The following is an 18,607-nucleotide window of genomic DNA, read 5'->3' as shown; positions in this document are numbered from 1 at the left end:
CCGACTCCCCGACCCCCCGAAGGAGATACGGACCCATGACGCTGGACGCCGTGACCCAGGTCCCCGCCCCGGTCAACGAGCCGGTGCACGGCTACGCCCCCGGTTCCCCGGAGCGCGCCCGCCTGGAGGCCAAGCTCAAGGAGCTGGCCGAGAACCCGATCGAGCTGCCCTGCACCATCGGCGGCGAGAAGCGGATGGGTGGCGGCGAGCGCTTCGACGTCGTGCAGCCGCACCACCACAAGGCCGTCATCGGCACGTACGCCAACGCCACGACCCAGGACGCCCAGGACGCGGTCGACGCCGCCCTGGCCGCCGCCCCGGCCTGGCGCGCGATGTCCTTCGACGACCGCGCCGCGATCATCCTGCGCGCCGCCGAGCTGCTCTCCACCACGTGGCGCGAGACCATGGCCGCCTCCACGATGCTCGGTCAGTCGAAGACCGCCCAGCAGGCCGAGATCGACACCCCCTGCGAGCTCGTCGACTTCTGGCGCTTCAACGTCCACTACGCCCGCAACCTGCTCGCCGAGCAGCCGCCGGCGAACTCCACCGGCGTGTGGAACCGCATGGACCACCGCCCGCTCGAGGGCTTCGTCTACGCGATCACGCCGTTCAACTTCACGGCGATCGCGGGCAACCTGCCCACCGCCCCCGCCCTCATGGGCAACGTGGTGGTCTGGAAGCCGTCCCCGACGCAGACGCACGCCGCCGTGCTGCTCCTCCAGCTCCTGGAGGAGGCGGGTCTCCCGAAGGGCGTCATCAACCTGGTGACCGGCGACGGCCTCGCCGTCTCCGAGGTGGCCCTCAACCACCGCGACCTCGCGGGCATCCACTTCACCGGTTCGACCAAGACCTTCCAGCACCTGTGGAAGACGGTCGGCACGAACATCGAGAAGTACCGCACCTACCCGCGTCTCGTCGGCGAGACCGGCGGCAAGGACTTCGTCGTCGCCCACCCGAGCGCCGACCGCGCCGTCCTCAAGACGGCCCTGACCCGCGGCTCCTTCGAGTTCCAGGGCCAGAAGTGCTCCGCCTCCTCGCGCGCCTACATCCCGGCGTCCATCTGGAACGACGGGTTCAAGGAGGAGTTCGCGGCCGAGGTCGACGGCATCACCATGGGTGACGTCACCGACCTGTCGAACTTCATCGGCGCCGTCATCGACGACCGCTCCTTCGCCAAGAACAAGGCCGCGATCGACCGCGCCAAGGACGACGCGTCCTGCACGATCGTCGCGGGCGGCACGTACGACGACTCGACCGGCTACTTCGTGCGGCCGACCGTCATCGAGTGCACGGACCCGGAGAACGAGGTCTTCAAGACGGAGTACTTCGGTCCGATCCTCGCCGTGTACGTCTACGAGGACGACCAGTACGACGCCATGCTGGAGCAGATGGAGTCGGCGTCGGACTACGCGCTGACCGGCTCGGTCATCGCCAACGACCGTGCCGCCGCCGCGGCCACGATGGAGAAGCTCCGCTACGCCGCGGGCAACTTCTACATCAACGACAAGTCGACCGGCGCCGTCGTCGGCCAGCAGCCCTTCGGCGGCGGCCGCGCGTCCGGCACCAACGACAAGGCCGGTGCCCCGCAGAACCTGATGCGCTGGACGCTGACCCGTGCCATCAAGGAGACGCTGGTCCCGCCGACGGACTACACGTACCCGCACATGGGCTGACGTCCGTCCTCCCACCCCCGCCCCCGGTCCTGGGCCCCACCCCGGCCGGGGGCGGTGTCGTACCCGGACGGCGCGAGGCGGTCAGTGGGGCGCCGGCCCGTCCGTCGCCGCGTCGATCACCTCGTCGAGGACCGCGCGGGCCCGCAGCAGGTCGGCGATCGTGGTGTCGATCCGGGCCCGCTCCTGCGCCAGCTCGGTCAGCAGCCACGGTGTGGCGCTCGCCGAGGGACCGCCGTCCTCGTCGCGGGTGCAGGGCAGGAGCTGGGCGATCTTCGCGCTGCACAGGCCCGCCGCGAAGAGCTCCTGGATGCGGACCACCCGGGCGACGGCGCTGTCCGGATAGGACCGGTGGCCGCCCGGGGTACGGTCCGCGGTGAGCAGGCCCTGCTGCTCGTAGTAGCGCAAGGAACGCTCGCTCACCGCGGTGCGCTGCGCCAACTCACCGATGCGCACGGGCCGTTCACCTCCGGGCTTGAAATTGACACTGGTGTCAGGATCTACCGTCCCGGCATGACGAACAGCTCGCTCCTCACTCCCTATTCCCTCGCCCGGGCCGGCCTGTCGCTGCCCAACCGCATGGTCATGGCGCCGATGACCCGGTACCGCGCCGCCGAGGACGGCACCCCGCTGCCGGTCGTCGCCGACCACTACGCCCAGCGGGCGAGCGCCGGCCTCATCGTCACCGAGGGCATCTGGCCCAGCAGCCGCGGGCAGAGCGGCTGGCGCATCCCCGGACTGCAGACGCCGGAGCACATCACCGGGTGGCGGCACGTCACCGACGCCGTGCACCGGGCGGGCGGACGGATCGTCGCGCAGCTCATGCACGGCGGACGGCAGGGGCACCCGCTGTCCCGGCTCGACGGCGACGTGCCCGCCGGCCCGTCCGCCGTCCCGCAGCCGGGCCCCGTGCACGTACGGGACGGGGGCAAGGCCGACGCGGTCGTGCCGCGCGTGATGAGCGCCGACGACATCCGGACCGCGATCGAGGACCATGTCGCCGCCGCCCGCAACGCGCTCGCCGCGGGCTTCGACGGCGTCGAACTGCACGGCGCCAACAGCTACTTGATCCACCAGTTCCTCGCCGACAACACCAACCTGCGCACCGACCGGTACGGGCGCGGTTCGGTCGCCGACCGCATCCGGTTCGCCGTGGAGATCGTCGGTGCCGTCGCCGACGCGATCGGCGCCGGGCGGCTCGGACTGCGCCTGTCGCCCGGCAACCCGCAGTTCGGCATGGCCGAGGCCGACCCGGCACCCGTCTACCGCGCCCTGCTCGACGAGATCGACGGGCTCGGGCTCGCCTACCTCCACCTCACCGACGACGACCACTACCCGGCCCTCGACGACCTGCGGCCCCGCTGGAGCGGCACGCTCATCGCCAACGTCGGCGAGAACCACGAACCCACCACCCAGGCGCAGGGCGAGGCCGTCCTCGACGCGGGGCGCGCCGACCTCGTCTCGTACGGCCGCGCCTTCCTCGCCAACCCGGATCTGCCCCGCCGGTTCGCGACGCCGGGCGCCCCGCCGCTCAACCAGGTCGACGAGACGCACCTCTACACGCACGGCGCCGAGGGCTACACCGACTACCCGTCCCTGGACGACCTGATGACCCGCGCCGGGTGACGGCCGGGCCGGCCGCGCGTCACCCGTACCGTGTCCGGGTGACCACGATCCGCACGGCCCACACCGCCGATCTCACCGGCCCCGAACTCGCCGCCGCCCGCGCCCTGTTGGACGACGCCTTCGACGGCGACTTCTCCGACGCCGACTGGGCGCACGGCCTCGGCGGCGTGCACGCCCTCGTCCACGACGGCTCGGGCGCGCTCCTCGCCCACGGCTCCGTCGTCCAGCGCCGCGCCGTGCACGACGGGCGCACGCTGCGCGTCGGGTACGTGGAAGCCGTCGCCGTCCGCGCCGACCGGCGGCGGCGCGGCCTCGGGGGACAGGTGATGGACGCCCTGGAGCGGGTGATCGTGGGCGCCTACGACATCGGCGCGCTCTCGGCGTCGAGCGACGGGGCGCTGCTGTATCCCGCGCGCGGCTGGGCCGCCTGGACCGGCCCGTTCGCGGCGTACGGGCCGAGCGGGGTCGTCCGGCTGCCCGCCGACGAGGCTCCGCCGTACCTGTTCCCGGCGCCGGCCGCCCGGGCCCTCGACCCGGCCCGTGAGCTGCTCTTCGACTGGCGCGACGGCGATCTCCTCTAGAGGCCGTCCGCACGCACGATCTCGGACCGGACCGTCCCGTGCGTTCCATCGGCTACGTCACCACGCCCGAGCTGGCTGGAACCGCACCGGTGCGTGGCCTGATCCGCGAGCTCAGAGGGCTGAAGGCATGAGGTCCGTCTCAGATAGTAGGAAGTCCGAGTAATTGTGGAGACAGAAGCGAAGACCTGTCCTAGCTTTGTAGAAGCCGAACGTCTCGCTTACCTGGCGAATGGCGGCCGCGAGCCGGAGCACCACGCAGGCAACCCCTGCCGCTCCTGGCTCCCCGCCCCTTCCGGCGCCTCGAAATCCCCGCCTTCCCAAGGATTCTCAAGGAGTCGATCCGTCATGGCCACTGCGACGCCCGTCCGCCGCCGAGTCCGTCACGTCTCCCCGTCGAGCGAAGCCGACCGACACACCGCCAAGAACGCCGCCGCCGCCCTCCAGCGCGCGCTGGACCGCAGGGACAACGGCGGCGAGACCGGTCACTGACCGGTCAGGAACCCCGCCGTACCTCGAAGTGGTCGATGCGCCGGCCGCTCTCGGCCAGCGCGGAGACCTTCATACGCCCCTTCTCCACCTCCACCGCGAGGAACGAGAAGCCGGTGTACCGCACCCGGGACCACTCCACGGTGTCCGGGTCGGGCAGGCGTGACCTCGTCCAGTGGAAGGTGACGATCGACTCGCGATCGTGCACGTCGCCTTCAAAGCTGTCCGGCACGCCGGGCCCGAAGCCGTAGAGGTCCTTGCCGGCGCCGCCCGCGGTGACGTACACGATGCCGTCGCGCGTCGGATCGGTCGACGCGCCGACCGGCACCGGCTTGCCGACCTCTCCCTTGCCACCGCCCCTGATGGCGTCCGTGCGCTCGTAGACGTGGTTGTGCCCGTTGATCACCAGGTCCACCTGGTGCTTGGTGAAGAGCGGCACCCACGCGTCACGCACCCCGCCGTCCGAGGCGTGCGTGGACGTCGAGTACGCGCAGTGGTGGAAGAACACGACGACGAACTCGATGTCGTCGCGCGCCCGCAGCTCCCCGAGCCGCCGGTCGAGCCAGGCGGTCTGCTTCCCGTCCGTGCAGCCCCTGTTGGCGGGGATCTCGTACGAGACGTCGTTCGCGTCCAGCGCGACCACGCCCAGGTTCCCGTACGTGAAGGAGTAGACGCCCGGCGCGTCGCGCGGGTCCGGGCCGTTGTCCGGCAGCGACCAGCGCGCGCTCTGCCCGCCGTAGCCGTGGGGCGAGTACCAGGCCTCCATGTCGTGGTTGCCGGTCGTCACCATCCACGGCACCGACTTCGCGACCGTCTCCGTCTGCGCGAGGAACTGGTCCCACACCCGCGCGTCGTAGGTGTCCGACTCCTTGCCGTGGCCGGTGGAGTCGGCGTAGCAGATGTCGCCCGCGTGCAGATGGAACGACGGGTTCTGGCCCAGGATCACCTGGTCGTTGGCGAGCGCGTCGTAGCTCACGCCCTGGTCCCCGAAGGCGGTGAAGACGAACGTCTCCGCGGCGGCCGGCGCCGTACGGAACGTGCCGAGGGTGCCCATGCGGTCGGCGGCTGCCGGGTCGAAGCCGTCGTGGCCGACGCCGTAGTAGTACGTCGTGCCCGGCTTCAGGCCGTCGAGCGCGACATGGAGGTAGTGCTGCTCGACCGCCGGCAGCTTTCCGGACAGCGCCGGTGTGTGCAGCGCCCGCACCTCCGCCGCGATCTTCCCGCTCAGCTCCCACGGCTTCGACCCCACCCGCACATAAGGGTTGTCGACCGTGAAGGGCACCTGCCAGGAGATCCGCATCTGCGTCCTCGGGTCGGCGCCGAACGCGAGATGCCGTCCGAAGGGGGCGACCAGCGAGCCGTCCACCTTCGCCGCGGAGCCGCGCACCGGCGCCGCCGCGTACACCTGCCCCGCCGTCGCGGCCCCGCCGCCGAGCAGAGCCGCCCCGCCCACGGTGGCCGCCGCCCCGGTCAGGGCCCGCCGCCTGCTGAACTTCGTGCGGAGGTACTCGTGCTGTTCGGGCATGCTCATCCGCCGGGCGAGCCGCTCGGGGATGCCGACATCGGGGGTGTCCATGACGGGAGAACTTCCCAGTGACCGTCAACACCCGCCATACGTAAGGGTGAACAACTTCTGGCGAGGAGAGAACGGCCCCGCGGCCCACCCCTCGTCCGAGTCCGGATGCTGGACACCGCGTGTCATCCCATGGGACAAGGAGTACGGTGCTGTGCATGTCTCGCAGCATCAATCTCGCAGTGATCCCCGGTGACGGCATCGGCCAGGAGGTCGTGGCCCAGGGTCTGAAGGTCCTCTCCGCCGTGCTTCCGCAGGATGTGAAGCTGGAGACCGAGGACTTCGACTTCGGCGCCAAGCGGTACCACGCGACCGGTGAGACGCTCACCGACGCCGACCTCGACGCCCTCAAGAAGCACGACGCCATCCTGCTCGGCGCCATCGGCGACCCGTCGGTCCCGTCCGGAGTCCTGGAGCGCGGCTTCCTCCTCAAGCTCCGCTTCGCCTTCGACCACCACGTGAACCTGCGTCCGTCGAAGCTCCTCCCGGGTGTCTCGACGCCGCTCGCCGGCCAGCCGGAGATCGACTTCGTCGTCGTCCGCGAGGGCACCGAGGGCCCGTACACGGGCAACGGCGGCACGATCCGCAAGGGCACCGAGCACGAGGTCGCCACCGAGGTCTCCGTCAACACCGCCTTCGGTGTCGAGCGCGTGGTCCGGGACGCCTTCGCCCGCGCCCAGGCCCGCCCCCGCAAGAAGCTCACGCTGGTCCACAAGAACAACGTGCTGACCTTCGCGGGCCACCTGTGGACGAACGTCTTCAACAAGGTGGCGGAGGAGTTCCCCGAGGTCACCACCGACTACATCCACGTCGACGCGGCGACGATCTACCTCGTCACCGACCCGGCCCGCTTCGACGTGATCGTCACCGACAACCTCTTCGGCGACATCATCACCGACCTCGCCGCGGCCGTCTCCGGCGGCATCGGCGTCGCGGCCTCCGGGAACATCAACCCGAGCCGCGAGTTCCCGTCCATGTTCGAGCCCGTCCACGGCTCGGCCCCGGACATCGCGGGCCAGGGCAAGGCCGACCCGACCGCCACGGTCCTCTCGGTCGCCCTCCTCCTGCGTCACCTCGGCTACGAGCCGGAGGCCGCGCGCATCGAGACCGCCGTCTCCGCCGACCTCGGCGAGCGCGGCGACTCGGTCCGCTCCACCGAGGAGATCGGCGACGCGCTCGCCGCCCGAGTAGCCGGCTGACCCGGCGCTCATCCACGTAAGAGAAGCCGCCGGGTCATATGACGCCCCGGCGGCTTCTCGTATGCGGCCCCGGGGTGCCACCATCAACCCTGGGCCGCACTACACACCACCGCACTCACCGGGCCCGTCCGGAGCACGCCGCCCCACGCGCGATAATCGAACGTGAGGCCGCGACGTACGTGAAAGCTCGGACGTCCTAGTACAAGGAGTGCAGACGTGAGCGCGGTCCGTCACAACCAACGGTGAAGGACACGCAACCATGACGACGCCCACGATCGAGCTCAAGCCCTCATCCACCCCGCTGTCCGCCGCGGAGCGCGAGGGGATCCTGGCCCATCCGGGATTCGGCCGCCACTTCACCGACCACATGGTGACGATCAAGTGGACCGAGGGCCGCGGCTGGCACGACGGGCAGCTCGTGCCCTACGGCCCGCTCTCCCTCGACCCGGCGACGAACGTCCTGCACTACGCGCAGGAGATCTTCGAGGGGCTCAAGGCCTACCGCCGTCCCGACGGCACGGTCGCCACGTTCCGCCCCGACATGAACGCCAAGCGCTTCCAGCACTCGGCCTGGCGCCTGGGCATGCCGGAGCTGCCGGTCGAGACGTTCATCGAGGCCTGTGACGTGCTCGTCCAGCAGGACAAGGACTGGGTCCCGGCGCACGGCGGCGAGGAGTCCCTCTACCTGCGCCCGTTCATGATCGCGACCGAGGTCGGCCTGGGTGTGAAGCCGGCCTCCGAGTACCTCTTCATCGTCATCGCCTCGCCGGCCGGCGCGTACTTCCCGGGCGGTGTGAAGCCCGTCTCCATCTGGCTCTCCGAGGACCGCGTGCGCGCCGTCCCCGGCGGTGTCGGCGACGCCAAGACCGGCGGCAACTACGCCGCCTCGCTGCTCGCGCAGGCCGAGGCCGCCGCCAAGGGCTGCGACCAGGTCGCCTACCTCGACGCCGTCGAGCACAAGTGGGTCGAGGAACTGGGCGGCATGAACCTGTACTTCGTGTACGGGAACAAGATCGTGACGCCGACGCTGACCGGCTCGCTGCTCGCCGGTGTCACCCGCGACTCGCTCCTCCAGGTCGCCCGCGACCTCGGCTACGAGTCCGAGGAGGCCCGCGTCTCCATCGACCAGTGGCAGGCCGACTCCGAGTCCGGCGCGCTCACCGAGGTCTTCGCCTGCGGCACCGCCGCCGTGATCACGCCGGTCGGCACCGTCAAGCGCGCGAGCGGTGAGTGGCAGCAGTCCGGCGGCGAGGCGGGCGAGGTCACGATGAAGCTGCGCAACGCGCTCCTCGACATCCAGCGCGGCACGTCCGAGGACACGCACGGCTGGATGCACCAGCTCGGCTAGTCCTCGGCCGCGAAGGCCGAAAGGGCCGCGCACACGACGTCCCCCGTCCCGCAGCCGCGGGACGGGGGACGTCGTGTGTCAGGCCTGGGCGTCGGGGGCGTCGGGGGCCGTGATGATGCCGAGCAGGTCCTCGCGCGCGTTCGGGCCGAACATCATCGTGAGGTTGGCCGCGGACTCGGCCGCCTTCTCCTCGCCGCGCGGGAACATCTCCTTCTCGTAGGCCGCGAGCGCCGCCTCCGGGTCGTCCGGGTGCTCGACGATCGCGCGGGCCAGCTCGGCGCCGTCGAACATCGCGAGGTTGGCGCCCTCGCCGGCGAACGGCGACATCAGGTGCGCCGCGTCGCCGAGGAGGGTGACGCCCGGCGTCCGCTCCCAGGTGGCGCCGACCGGCAGGGCGTGGATCGGACGCGGCGTCAGGGGCAGTTCGGCGTCCGCGATCAGGGCGCGCAGCCGGTCGTCCCAGCCGTCGAAGACGGCGAGCACCGCGGCGCGGGCGGCCTCCGGGTCGGTGAAGTCGATCGTGCCGAGCCAGTCCTCGGGCGCCTTCACCGCGGCGTACGTGTGGACGCGGTCGTCGCTCTCGCGGTGCGTGAGCAGGGCGCGCTCGTCACCGAGGGCGAAGGCGCTGCCGCCGCCGGTGAACGCGGCGATCTCCGCGTGCCGCTCGCTGCCCGGCAGCACGTCGGCCTCCACGAAGGAGATGCCGGTGTACGCGGGACGGGCGTCGGTCAGCAGCGGGCGGATCCGGGACCAGGCGCCGTCGGCGCCGACGAGCAGGTCCGTGGTGAAGCGCTCGCCGTCGGCGAGGGTGACCAGGTGGCGGCCCGGGACGTCGGTGGGCTCGGCGGCGGTGACCTTCGCGCCCCAGCGGATCGTGCCGTCGGGGAGCGAGTCCAGCAGGAGGCGGCGCAGGTCGGCCCGGTTGATCTCGGGGCGGCCGCCGTTCCCGTCGTCCGGCTCGTGGTGGCGCAGGGTGCCGTCCGGGTCGATGACCTTGGTCTCCTCGCCGCCGGTGAGGACCAGGGCGCGGAACGCGTCGTGGAGACCGGCGGCGCGCAGCGCGACCTGCGCGGTGTCCTCGTGCAGGTCGAGCATCCCGCCCTGGGCGCGGGCGTCAGCAGAGGCGTCCAGGTCGAGGAGGGTGCAGGGGATGCCGTGCACGTGCAGGACACGGGCGAGCACGAGGCCGCCGAGGCCCGCGCCGACGACGGCTATGGGGTGGTGGGGCGTGGTGGTGGTCATGGTGGCCTCCCTGGGTGCCGCGGCACGGGCACGGTCGTCATGGTGTCCCCGAGGTGTCCGGTTCTTCCCTTTCACGATAACGAACATGTTCGTAACGAACAAGTTCGTCGCAGGGCCGCCGGAAGCCCGGTGCCGGTGCCGGGTGGGTCAGGGGCTCGTGACGGGCGGCTCGGGCGCCGCCGTGATGCCGGCGATCAGGGCGGCGAATCCCCAGTTCAGCCGTCCGGGGGCGCCCGCCGTGAGCACGTCGGCGAGCCGGACGAGCTCCGGGTGCCGGGCGGGAGAGGCCGAGGTGATCGCGGCGAGGGCGGCGTCCATCGTGCCCGCGTCGTCGCCCGCGTGTTCGGCCGCCGTCGCGGTCGCGTACTGCAGGAGCAGGTCCACCCCCCAGGCGGCCCGGGTGTCCGGCACCCCGCCCTCGCGGAGCAGCACGAGCACGGCCTCCACCAGGTCCAGGTAGTGGTCCCCGGCGGGGTGCACGGTCAGTGCGGACCTGGCCAGCGACGGATAGCGGAACAGCATGTCCAGGTACGAGGTCAGCAGGCGGGTCAGCCGCTCCTGCCAGTCGCCGGAGGTCTCCCGCGCGGGCCCGAGATCCACCTCGGCGAGCAGCTCGTCGAGGACCGCCGCGTGCAGCTCGTCGGTGTTGCGGACGTAGACGTACAGCGAGGCGGGGCCGGTGTCGAGCTCGTGGGCGAGGCGGCGCATCGTCACCTTGCCGAGGCCCTCGGTGCGCAGGACGTGGACGGCGGCGGCCACGATGCCGTCCCGGCTCAGGGCGGGCTTCGCGGGCCGCTCGCGGCGGCTGCGCGGGGTGCGGTTCGGGTCGGTGCTGGTCACGGGCCTACGGTAGCCGCAGCGCCCGCCCGACCCGGTTGTTAGAACAGTGCTCAAACGAATAATGCAAGCATTTCCCCGATGCCCGGTCCTGTGTTTAGAGTGGCATTCAAACCACGAGGAGGTGCGACGGCGTGCGACTGACCCCCACCGAGCGCGACCGGCTGCTGCTGTTCGGCGCGGCCGAGCTGGCCCGCGCCCGCAAGGCGCGCGGCCTGCGGCTGAACGTGCCGGAGGCGACGGCCCTGATCGCCGACACCGTCTGCGAGGCGGCCCGGGACGGGAAGCGGCTCGCCGAGGCGATCGAGGCGGCCCGGTCCGCGCTCGGCCCGGACGACGTACTGCCCGGTGTCGCCGACGTCGTCACCGAGGTCCACGTCGAGGCCGTCTTCGACGACGGCTCGCGGCTCGCCGTCGTGAGCGACCCGATCGGCGCGGGCGCCGGGAGCGAGGCCCCGGGCGCTCTGCTGCCGGGCCCCGAGCACACCGACCGGGAGCCGGAGGTGACGCTCACCGTCACCAACACCGCGACCGTCCCCGTCTCCGTGACCTCCCACTTCCACTTCTTCGAGGCCAACCCCCGCCTGGACTTCCCGCGCGCCGCCGCGTACGGCATGCGGCTCGCGGTGCCCGCCGGCTCCTCGGTGCGGTTCGGGCCCGGCGAGAGCGCCGAGATCGGCCTCGTGCCCATCGGCGGCGCCCGGATCGCCGTCGGCTTCGCCGGTCTCGTCGACGGACCGCTCGACGCGCCCGGCGCCCGCGAGGAGGCCCTGCGCCGCGCGGCCGCCTGCGGCTACCTGGGCGTCGCCGCACCCCCCGAGGACCCCGCGACCGATGAGGAGGCCGCCCGATGAGCCGCCCCGGAGGCCACCCGGCCGAAGCCCGCCGCCTCACCCCGTACGAGTACGCCGCCACGCACGGCCCGCGCGCCGGTGACCGCGTCCGGCTCGGCGACTCCGGGCTCACCGTCAAGGTCGAGTCCGACTCCCAGGCGTACGGCGACGAGTTCCTCGCCGGGTTCGGCAAGACCGCGCGCGACGGGCTGCACCTGAAGGCCGCCGCCGTCCGCGACACCTGCGACGTCGTGATCAGCAACGTGGTCGTCATCGACGCCGCGCTCGGCATCCGCAAGGTCTCCATCGGCATCCGCGAGGGCCGTATCCACGCGATCGGCCGCGCCGGGAACCCGGACACGCTCGACGGGGTCGACGTCGTCGTCGGGACCGGCACGTCGATCGTGTCCGGTGAGGGGCTGATCGCCACCGCCGGAGCCGTCGACACCCACGTCCACCTGCTGTCGCCGCGCATCATGGAGGCCTCGCTCGCCTCCGGCGTCACCACGATCATCGGCCAGGAGTTCGGCCCGGTGTGGGGCGTCGGCGTGAACTCGCCGTGGGCCCTCAAGCACGCCTTCTCCGCGTTCGACGCCTGGCCCGTCAACATCGGCTTCCTGGGCCGGGGTTCGTCCTCCGACGGCGCCCCGCTCGTCGAGGCGCTCGCCGAGGGCGGCGCCTGCGGATTCAAGGTGCACGAGGACATGGGCGCGCACACCCGCGCCCTGGACACCGCGCTGCGCGTCGCCGAGGAGCACGACGTCCAGGTCGCCCTGCACAGCGACGGGCTGAACGAGTGCCTCTCGGTCGAGGACACCCTGAAGGTGCTGGAGGGCCGGACCATCCACGCCTTCCACATCGAGGGCTGCGGCGGCGGTCACGTACCGAACGTGCTGAAGATGGCGGGCGTCCCGAACGTCATCGGGTCCTCCACCAACCCCACCCTGCCCTTCGGCCGGGACGCGGTCGCCGAGCACTACGGCATGATCGTCTCCGTCCACGACCTCAAGCCCGACCTGCCCGGCGACGCCGCCATGGCCCGCGACCGGATCCGCGCCGGGACGATGGGCGCCGAGGACGTCCTGCACGACCTGGGCGCCATCGGCATCACCTCGTCCGACGCGCAGGGCATGGGCCGGGCGGGCGAGACCGTCCGCCGTACGTTCGCGATGGCCGGGAAGATGAAGGCCGAGCTCGGCGACCCGGGTGTCGGCCACGACAACGACCGCGTCCTGCAGTACATGGCCAAGCTGACCATCAACCCCGCCATCGCGCACGGCCTCTCGCACGAGATCGGCTCGCTGGAGCCCGGCAAGATGGCCGACATCGTGCTGTGGCGCCCCGAGTTCTTCGGCGCGAAGCCGCAGCTCGTGCTCAAGTCCGGGTTCCCCGCCTACGGCGTCGTCGGTGACCCGAACGCGGCCACCGACACCTGCGAACCCCTCGTCCTCGGGCCCCAGTTCGGGGCGTACGGCGCCACGGCCGCCGAGCTGTCGGTCGCGTTCGTCGCGCAGGCCGCCGTCGACCAGGGCCACGACGGGATGCCCACGCGCCGGCGCCGCGTCGCCGTGCGCGGCACCCGCGGCATCGGACCGGCCGACCTGCGCCTCAACTCCCGTACCGGCGCCGTCGACGTGGACCAGCGCACCGGCCTGGTCACCCTCGACGGCGAACCGCTCAGCTCCGAGCCGGCCGAGTCCGTCTCCCTCAACCGTCTCTACTTCCTCTGAGGTCCTCGCGATGACGTACTTCATGCCGCCCGAGTGGGCCCCGCACCAGCGCACCTGGATGGCGTGGCCGGGCCCCAACCCGACCTTCGCCGACGACACCGAGCTGGCCGAGGCGCGCTCCGCCTGGGCCGCCGTCGCCCACGCCGTACGCCGCCACGAGCCCCTGACCATGGTCGTGGGAACGGGCCAGCTCGACTCGGCCCGCGCACTCCTCACCCCCGACATCGAGGTGGTGGAACGGGATCTCGACGACGCGTGGATGCGCGACATCGGCCCGACCTTCGTCAAGGACCCGGCGAGCGGCGAACTCGCCTCCGTGGACTGGACGTTCAACGGCTGGGGCGCCCAGGACTGGGCCCGCTGGGAGCACGACTCCAAGATCGCCCGGCACGTCGCCGACCTCGCGGGCACCCCCGTGCACTCCTCGCCCCTGGTCAACGAGGGCGGCGCCATCCACGTCGACGGCGAGGGCACCGTCCTGCTGACCGAGACCGTGCAGCTCGACCCCGACCGCAACCCGGGCCGGACCAAGGAACAGGTCGAGGCCGAGATCCACGCCCGTATCGGCACGTCCAAGGCGATCTGGCTGCCGCGCGGACTCACCGGCGACTACGGCGAGTTCGGCACCCGCGGGCACGTCGACATCGTCGCCGCGTTCGCCGCGCCCGGTGTCGTCATGGTGCACTCCCAGCGCGACCCGGCCCACCCCGACTTCGAGGTCAGCCGGGAGATCACCGGGCTGCTCGGCGCCGCGACCGACGCCCAGGGCCGCCCCCTGGAGGTCGTCGAGATCCCCGCCCCGACCCTGCTCGCCGACGACGAGGGCTGGGTCGACTACTCCTACATCAACCACTACCTGTGCAACGACGGCGTCGTGCTGTGCGGCTTCGACGACCCGCGCGACCAGGAGGCCGCCGCCCTGTTCCGCCGCCTCTTCCCGGGCCGGGAGGTCACGCTCGTCGACGCGCGGACGATCTTCGCGGGCGGCGGCGGCATCCACTGCATCACGCAGCAGCAGCCCGTCGCCGGGGTCTGAGGTGAACCGCCGCCGCACCCCGGCCCCGCCCCTGGACACCGTGCTGGCCGCGGCCATGGCGATGATCGCCGAGAGCGGTCTGGAGCGGCTCACCATGGCCGCGCTGGGCCGCGAGGTCGGCATGAGCAGCGGCCACCTCGCGTACCACTTCGGGTCCAAGGACGAACTGCTGCTGCGGACACTGGAGTGGAGCGAGGGTCAACTGGGCCGCGAACGGAGCCAGTTGCTCTCCCGGGAGGGCGGTGCGCGGGAACGCCTGGACGCGTACGTCGACCTGTACGTGCCCGAGGGGCACCGCGATCCGCACTGGACGCTGTGGATGGAGGTGTGGAACCGCTCGCGCAACGCCGACGACGACGCCCGCGCCCGGCAGGCCGCCATCGAGCGGGCCTGGCACCGCGACCTCGTGGCGCTGCTGGCCGAGGGGATCTCGCAGGGCGCGTTCCGGGCCGTCGACCCGGACCGGTTCGCGGCGCGGCTGCGCGCGCTGCTCGACGGGTTCTCCATCCACGTGGCGATCGGTCTCAGAGGGGCCGGCCGGGACCAAGTCCTCACCCACGTGCGGGAGTTCCTGGACGACGGGCTCGCCGTTCCCGACGCATAGCGGCGCGTCCAGGTTGTACGTCTTACGAAGGATTGCCCCCGTTGTGAGGGTTGCGCTTGTATCGGTGCGGGCTCCCGGTGTCGGACCGGGACGCCCGTGCCGGTCAGCGGCACTCATGACACCGACACCACGGGGGAACCACCACATGCACCGCACCGCACGCGTCGGCCTGCCCGCCGTCCTCGCCGCCGCGGCCGTCGCGCTCGCGACGACGTCCGCGTCCGCCGCGCCACCGGCGCCCCGCACCGAGCGGATCTCCGTCACGGCCACGGACGCCGAGGCGGACAGCGGCTCCGGCGGAGCGCAACTGAGCGCCGACGGCCGCTACGCCGCGTTCACTTCGTACGCCGGCAATCTCGTGCCCGGCGACCCTCACGACACGAACGACGTCTTCGTGCGCGACCTCGCGAAGGGCACCCTGGAGCGGGTCAGCGTCGCCTCCGACGGCACTCCCGGGGACCGCCAGTCCGAGGCCGCCGGGATCAGCGCCGACGGCCGCTACGTCGTCTTCCGCTCCAACTCCACCAACCTCGCGCCCCGCGATCCCGCGGCCGCCGACTGGGCCTACGACGTCTACGTCCACGACCGCAGGACCGGCACCACCGAGCGCGTCAGCACCACACCCGACGGCGCTCCCGCGTACGCGAACTGGACGGCCGGCATCTCCGACGACGGCCGCTACGTCGCGTTCAACGCCCGCCCCTCCCAGCTGGAGCCCGGCGAGACGGACATCAACCCGGCCGTCTACGTCCACGACCGCACCACCGGCGCCACCGAGCGCGTCAGCAACCGCGCCCACCCGGCGCTCGCCGGGTACGGTCTCGCGATCAGCGGCAACGGCCGCTACGTCGCCTACACCCAGAACGGGGTGCGCAGCGGCGACGGCCTCGTCCACGTCCACGACCGGCGGACCGGCACCGAGCAGCAGGTCAACGTCACCCCGGACGGCGCGCCGTCCGCCCTCGGCGGCTGGTCCCCGTCGCTCTCCGACGACGGCCGGACCGTCGCCTTCGTGTCGTCCGCGCAGGACCTGGTGGCGGGCACCCCGGACGTCTCGCCCCGCCAGTACGTCCGCGATCTGCGCACCGGCACCACGCGGCGCGTCGACCCGGTGGACGGCGGTGAACCCGGTTCGTACGCCGGACAGTTGAGCGGCGACGGCCGCTATCTGGCCTACGGGGTGCGGCTGCGGGTGCCCGGCACCGAGTACGACGTCGCGGAGAACGTGTACGTACGCAACCTGCGTACGGGCGCCTCGACCCTGGCGAGCGTGTCCGCCGGCGGCGGGCCCGTGACGGACGCGGACGTGTACGCGGGATCCCTCGACGAGCACGGCCGCCGCATCGGCCTCGGCACGGGCTCGGCCCAGCTGGTGCCGGGGGACACCAACGGGCTGTCGGACGCCTTCGTGCGCGGGCTCCGGCCGGGCTCTAACCGACGGTGAAACGCACGGGCGTACCCGGTACGGCCTGCGCCGCCGCGGCCAGGGCCGCCTCCGGTACGACGGCGATCACCGGGTAGCCGCCGGTCGTCGGGTGGTCGTGCAGGAAGACCACCGGGCGGCCGTCCGGCGGCACCTGCACCGCGCCGAGCACCATGCCCTCGCTGGGCAGTTCACCCGCCGACTTCCGCTCCAGGGCCGGGCCCTCGGTGCGCAGGCCGATGCGGTTGCTGTGCACCGAGACCGTGAACGTCGCGGTCAGGAAGGTCCGCAGCGCCGCGTCGGTGAACCAGTCGGCACGGGGGCCGAAGCGGGCCGGGAGGACCAGCTCGGCGGGCGGCGCGGGCCAGGGTGCGGCCCCGGACAGCGCCGGGGGAGCGGTGCGGGCGGACCGGCCGACGGGGAGCAGGTCGCCCTCCGCGAGCGGGGCCGGGCCGAGGCCCGACAGCAGGTCGGTGGAGCGGCTGCCGAGGACCGGTTCGACGGTGATGCCGCCGGCCAGGGCGACGTAGCTGCGGATGCCGTGCGTCGCCGGGCCGATGTCGAGGGCGGCGCCCGCCGGGACGCGGACCGGGGCGCCCCAGGCCGCGGGGCGGCCGTCGACGGTGACCCGGCACGGGGCGCCGCCCACGACGGCGGTGACCGGCCGGTCGGGGCGCAGGGCGCAGCCGGTCAGGGTCGTCTCCAGGACGGCGGTGCCCTCCGGGTTGCCGGCCAGTCTGTTCGCCAGGTGCATCGCGGGGGCGTCCAGGGCGCCGGAACGGGGGACGCCGAGGTGGGCGTGGCCCGTGCGGCCCGTGTCCTGGATCGTGGTGAGGGCGCCGGGCCGGGTGACCGTCAGTTTTGTCGTCATCGTTCGTCCGGTTTCGGCTGGGCGCCGTGGGGGGTGCTGTCGTTCGCCGGCCGGCTGTCGTTCGTTGCTGGTCGCGCAGTCGGGGCGAACTCGACGCGGGTTCCGGGGGAGAGGAGGGCCGCCTGCTCCCTCCCGGGGTCCCACAGGGCGGTCGGGTCCGGCATCGTGCCGATGATCTGCCAGCCGCCGGGGGTCGCCCTCGGGTACACCGCCGCGTACGGGCCCGCCAGGGCCACCGCGCCCGCCGGGACCCGGGTGCGCGGGGTGGACCTGCGCGGGACGTGCAGTTCCCGCGGGAGTCCGGTCAGGTAGCCGAAGCCGGGGGCGAAGCCGCAGAACGCGACGCGGTAGGAGTACGCGGCATGGCGCGCCGCCACCTCGTCCTCGGGCACGCCCCACAGCGCGGCCACCTCGGCCAGGTCCGGACCGTCGTACACGACCGGGATCGTCACCACGTCACCGTCCGCCGGGGGCGTCGCCGGGACGTCCCAGGTGGTCAGCGCGCGGGCGAGCACGGCGGGGTCCGGGACGCCGTCGAGCAGCACCGTGCGCGCCCCGGGCACGATCTCGGCGACCGGCGGCAGCGTGCCCGCCGCCCGCCGCCGCAGCAGCTCCGCGTGCAGCGCGCCCGTGCGCTCGGCGTCGGGCAGTTCCACCAGGAGCGCGTGGCGCCCGGCGGGCCGGACCACGAGGCCGGTGCCGGTGGCGTGTGCGGTCACGCGAACGCCCCCACCCGCACCCCGGCGTCCTCCAGCGCGGCCCGGACCCGGGCCGCGATCCGGGCCGCGCCCGGGGTGTCGCCGTGCACGCACAGGGAGCGGGCGGCGACCGCGACGCGCGTGCCGTCGACGGCCTCGACCCCGCCGTCCACGGCGAAGCCGACGGCCCGGCGCACGACCGTGTCCGCGTCCTCGACCACGGCGCCGGGCTCACGGCGCGGCACCAGCGTGCCCTCTGGGGTGTAGGCCCGGTCGGCGAAGGCCTCGCGGACCGGGGTCAGGCCCGCCTCCTCGGCGGCGGCCAGGAGCCGTGAACCCGGCAGCCCGAGCACCGGCAGCGCGCCGCCCGCGAGCCGGACCCCCGCCACCACGGCGTGCGCCTGCGCCTCGTCGCGCACCGTCCGGTTGTAGAGGGCGCCGTGCGGCTTCACGTACGCCACCTCGGCGCCCGCCGCTTCGGCGAAGACTCTCAACGCGCCGATCTGGTACGCCACTTCGGCCGCCAGCTCGTCCGCCGGTACGTCCATGGCGCGGCGACCGAATCCGGCGAGGTCCCGGTAGGAGACCTGCGCCCCGATCCGCACCCCGCGCGCGGCGGCCAGGTCGCAGACCCGGCGCATGACGGAGGGGTCGCCGGCATGGAAGCCGCAGGCGACGTTGGCACTGGTCACCACGGAGAGCAGGGCCTCGTCGTCGGTGAGGGTCCAGCGGCCGAAGCCTTCGCCGAGGTCGGCGTTGAGGTCGATCACGCCGGGAGTGTCACCGGGGGTGCCGCCGTGGATGTCGTCCTGGATCACCCCCTCAACGTAAGCGATCGTTCAACAATCCG

18 protein-coding genes and 1 pseudogene are annotated in these 18,607 nt (G+C 72.8%); 12 read left to right on the top strand and 7 right to left on the bottom strand.

Going from position 1 to position 18,607, the window contains the following annotated elements; genetic code table 11:
- Window positions 1–41 precede the first annotated feature (41 nt).
- Window positions 42–1,673 (top strand): L-glutamate gamma-semialdehyde dehydrogenase, encoded by a 1,632-nt coding sequence (pruA, locus tag ACQUQD_RS12585; RefSeq protein WP_428957536.1) that lies wholly within the window; start codon window positions 42–44, stop codon window positions 1,671–1,673.
- A gap of 81 nt (window positions 1,674–1,754) precedes the next feature.
- On the opposite strand, the gene ACQUQD_RS12580 is transcribed toward pruA, so the two are convergent.
- Complete coding sequence (locus tag ACQUQD_RS12580) at window positions 1,755–2,126, bottom strand: MerR family transcriptional regulator (RefSeq protein ID WP_428952140.1); 372 nt, start codon at window positions 2,124–2,126, stop codon at window positions 1,755–1,757.
- A gap of 57 nt (window positions 2,127–2,183) precedes the next feature.
- On the opposite strand from ACQUQD_RS12580, the gene ACQUQD_RS12575 reads away from it, so the two are divergent.
- The 4 genes and pseudogenes from ACQUQD_RS12575 (at window position 2,184) to ACQUQD_RS12560 (ending at window position 4,366) form a co-directional block, all read left to right on the top strand.
- Entirely contained in the window at window positions 2,184–3,296 is a 1,113-nt protein-coding gene (locus ACQUQD_RS12575) for an alkene reductase (RefSeq protein WP_428952139.1), read from the top strand.
- Window positions 3,293–3,877 carry a GNAT family N-acetyltransferase gene (locus ACQUQD_RS12570; RefSeq protein WP_428952138.1) on the top strand — a complete coding sequence of 195 codons (585 nt, stop codon included), beginning with the start codon at window positions 3,293–3,295 and terminating at the stop codon, window positions 3,875–3,877. The genes ACQUQD_RS12575 and ACQUQD_RS12570 overlap by 4 nt, the downstream gene beginning before the upstream one ends.
- A 14-nt stretch (window positions 3,878–3,891) precedes the next feature.
- A pseudogene (locus tag ACQUQD_RS12565) lies at window positions 3,892–4,008 on the top strand (LysR family transcriptional regulator); the annotation flags it as partial.
- A gap of 214 nt (window positions 4,009–4,222) precedes the next feature.
- A complete protein-coding gene (locus tag ACQUQD_RS12560) occupies window positions 4,223–4,366 on the top strand; it encodes a hypothetical protein (protein ID WP_428952137.1) in 144 nt (47 codons plus the stop codon).
- A 4-nt stretch (window positions 4,367–4,370) separates the two neighbouring features.
- On the opposite strand, the gene ACQUQD_RS12555 is transcribed toward ACQUQD_RS12560, so the two are convergent.
- Window positions 4,371–5,939, bottom strand: a complete 1,569-nt coding sequence (locus ACQUQD_RS12555) for a purple acid phosphatase family protein (protein WP_428952136.1) — start codon at window positions 5,937–5,939, stop codon at window positions 4,371–4,373.
- A gap of 155 nt (window positions 5,940–6,094) precedes the next feature.
- On the opposite strand from ACQUQD_RS12555, the gene ACQUQD_RS12550 reads away from it, so the two are divergent.
- A complete protein-coding gene (locus ACQUQD_RS12550; protein WP_428952135.1) occupies window positions 6,095–7,135 on the top strand; it encodes a 3-isopropylmalate dehydrogenase in 1,041 nt (346 codons plus the stop codon).
- A 259-nt stretch (window positions 7,136–7,394) separates the two neighbouring features.
- On the top strand, window positions 7,395–8,483 hold the full coding sequence (locus tag ACQUQD_RS12545) for a branched-chain amino acid aminotransferase (protein ID WP_428952134.1): 1,089 nt from the start codon (window positions 7,395–7,397) through the stop codon (window positions 8,481–8,483).
- Between the two features lie 78 nt (window positions 8,484–8,561).
- On the opposite strand, the gene ACQUQD_RS12540 is transcribed toward ACQUQD_RS12545, so the two are convergent.
- The gene (locus ACQUQD_RS12540) at window positions 8,562–9,725 is read right to left on the bottom strand and encodes an FAD-dependent oxidoreductase (protein WP_428952133.1); all 1,164 of its coding nucleotides are present in this window, start codon (window positions 9,723–9,725) and stop codon (window positions 8,562–8,564) included.
- Between the two features lie 147 nt (window positions 9,726–9,872).
- Window positions 9,873–10,565, bottom strand: a complete 693-nt coding sequence (locus tag ACQUQD_RS12535; RefSeq protein WP_428952132.1) for a TetR/AcrR family transcriptional regulator — start codon at window positions 10,563–10,565, stop codon at window positions 9,873–9,875.
- 131 nt (window positions 10,566–10,696) lie between these two features.
- Here ACQUQD_RS12535 and ureA point away from each other — a divergent pair, with 131 nt between their 5' ends.
- The 5 genes from ureA to ACQUQD_RS12510 all read left to right on the top strand — a co-directional run bounded on the left by ureA (window position 10,697) and on the right by ACQUQD_RS12510 (window position 16,209).
- Complete coding sequence (gene ureA, locus ACQUQD_RS12530) at window positions 10,697–11,416, top strand: urease subunit gamma (RefSeq protein ID WP_428952131.1); 720 nt, start codon at window positions 10,697–10,699, stop codon at window positions 11,414–11,416.
- Window positions 11,413–13,125, top strand: a complete 1,713-nt coding sequence (locus ACQUQD_RS12525; protein WP_428952130.1) for an urease subunit alpha — start codon at window positions 11,413–11,415, stop codon at window positions 13,123–13,125. Before ureA ends, ACQUQD_RS12525 begins: the two co-directional genes overlap by 4 nt.
- A gap of 10 nt (window positions 13,126–13,135) precedes the next feature.
- Window positions 13,136–14,161, top strand: coding sequence for an agmatine deiminase family protein (locus ACQUQD_RS12520; protein WP_428952129.1), 1,026 nt, complete (start codon window positions 13,136–13,138; stop codon window positions 14,159–14,161).
- Window positions 14,162–14,216: 55 nt separating this feature from the next.
- Window positions 14,217–14,765, top strand: a complete 549-nt coding sequence (locus ACQUQD_RS12515) for a TetR/AcrR family transcriptional regulator (protein WP_428957535.1) — start codon at window positions 14,217–14,219, stop codon at window positions 14,763–14,765.
- 145 nt (window positions 14,766–14,910) lie between these two features.
- Window positions 14,911–16,209, top strand: a complete 1,299-nt coding sequence (locus tag ACQUQD_RS12510; RefSeq protein ID WP_428952128.1) for a TolB family protein — start codon at window positions 14,911–14,913, stop codon at window positions 16,207–16,209.
- Here the strand turns inward: ACQUQD_RS12510 and ACQUQD_RS12505 are convergent.
- Genes ACQUQD_RS12505 through ACQUQD_RS12495 form a run of 3 tightly spaced genes read right to left on the bottom strand, consistent with a single transcriptional unit; the run spans window position 16,196 to window position 18,527 of the window.
- Window positions 16,196–17,059 carry a biotin-dependent carboxyltransferase family protein gene (locus ACQUQD_RS12505; RefSeq protein ID WP_428952127.1) on the bottom strand — a complete coding sequence of 288 codons (864 nt, stop codon included), beginning with the start codon at window positions 17,057–17,059 and terminating at the stop codon, window positions 16,196–16,198. The genes ACQUQD_RS12510 and ACQUQD_RS12505 overlap by 14 nt on opposite strands.
- On the bottom strand, window positions 17,056–17,778 hold the full coding sequence (locus ACQUQD_RS12500; RefSeq protein ID WP_428952126.1) for a 5-oxoprolinase subunit B family protein: 723 nt from the start codon (window positions 17,776–17,778) through the stop codon (window positions 17,056–17,058). The genes ACQUQD_RS12505 and ACQUQD_RS12500 overlap by 4 nt, the downstream gene beginning before the upstream one ends.
- Window positions 17,775–18,527 carry a LamB/YcsF family protein gene (locus ACQUQD_RS12495; RefSeq protein WP_428957534.1) on the bottom strand — a complete coding sequence of 251 codons (753 nt, stop codon included), beginning with the start codon at window positions 18,525–18,527 and terminating at the stop codon, window positions 17,775–17,777. Before ACQUQD_RS12495 ends, ACQUQD_RS12500 begins: the two co-directional genes overlap by 4 nt.
- Between the last annotated feature and the right edge of the window lie 80 nt (window positions 18,528–18,607).

Origin of the sequence: Streptomyces sp. cg35 (assembly GCF_050410835.1) — a bacterium.
Lineage (GTDB): Bacteria > Actinomycetota > Actinomycetes > Streptomycetales > Streptomycetaceae > Streptomyces.
This window is presented reverse-complemented; position numbering and strand designations above follow the sequence as displayed.

Bases quoted from the DNA above. Each gene is read 5' to 3' on its own strand.
- ACQUQD_RS12575 (WP_428952139.1), top strand. From the start codon at position 2,184: ATGACGAACAGCTCGCTCCTCACTCCCTATTCCCTCGCCCGGGCCGGC.
- ACQUQD_RS12560 (WP_428952137.1), top strand. From the start codon at position 4,223: ATGGCCACTGCGACGCCCGTCCGCCGCCGAGTCCGTCACGTCTCCCCG.
- ACQUQD_RS12555 (WP_428952136.1), bottom strand. From the start codon at position 5,939: ATGGACACCCCCGATGTCGGCATCCCCGAGCGGCTCGCCCGGCGGATG.
- ACQUQD_RS12550 (WP_428952135.1), top strand. From the start codon at position 6,095: ATGTCTCGCAGCATCAATCTCGCAGTGATCCCCGGTGACGGCATCGGC.
- ACQUQD_RS12545 (WP_428952134.1), top strand. From the start codon at position 7,395: ATGACGACGCCCACGATCGAGCTCAAGCCCTCATCCACCCCGCTGTCC.
- ACQUQD_RS12540 (WP_428952133.1), bottom strand. From the start codon at position 9,725: ATGACCACCACCACGCCCCACCACCCCATAGCCGTCGTCGGCGCGGGC.
- ACQUQD_RS12525 (WP_428952130.1), top strand. From the start codon at position 11,413: ATGAGCCGCCCCGGAGGCCACCCGGCCGAAGCCCGCCGCCTCACCCCG.
- ACQUQD_RS12520 (WP_428952129.1), top strand. From the start codon at position 13,136: ATGACGTACTTCATGCCGCCCGAGTGGGCCCCGCACCAGCGCACCTGG.
- ACQUQD_RS12515 (WP_428957535.1), top strand. From the start codon at position 14,217: ATGGCGATGATCGCCGAGAGCGGTCTGGAGCGGCTCACCATGGCCGCG.
- ACQUQD_RS12510 (WP_428952128.1), top strand. From the start codon at position 14,911: ATGCACCGCACCGCACGCGTCGGCCTGCCCGCCGTCCTCGCCGCCGCG.
- ACQUQD_RS12505 (WP_428952127.1), bottom strand. From the start codon at position 17,059: ATGACGACAAAACTGACGGTCACCCGGCCCGGCGCCCTCACCACGATC.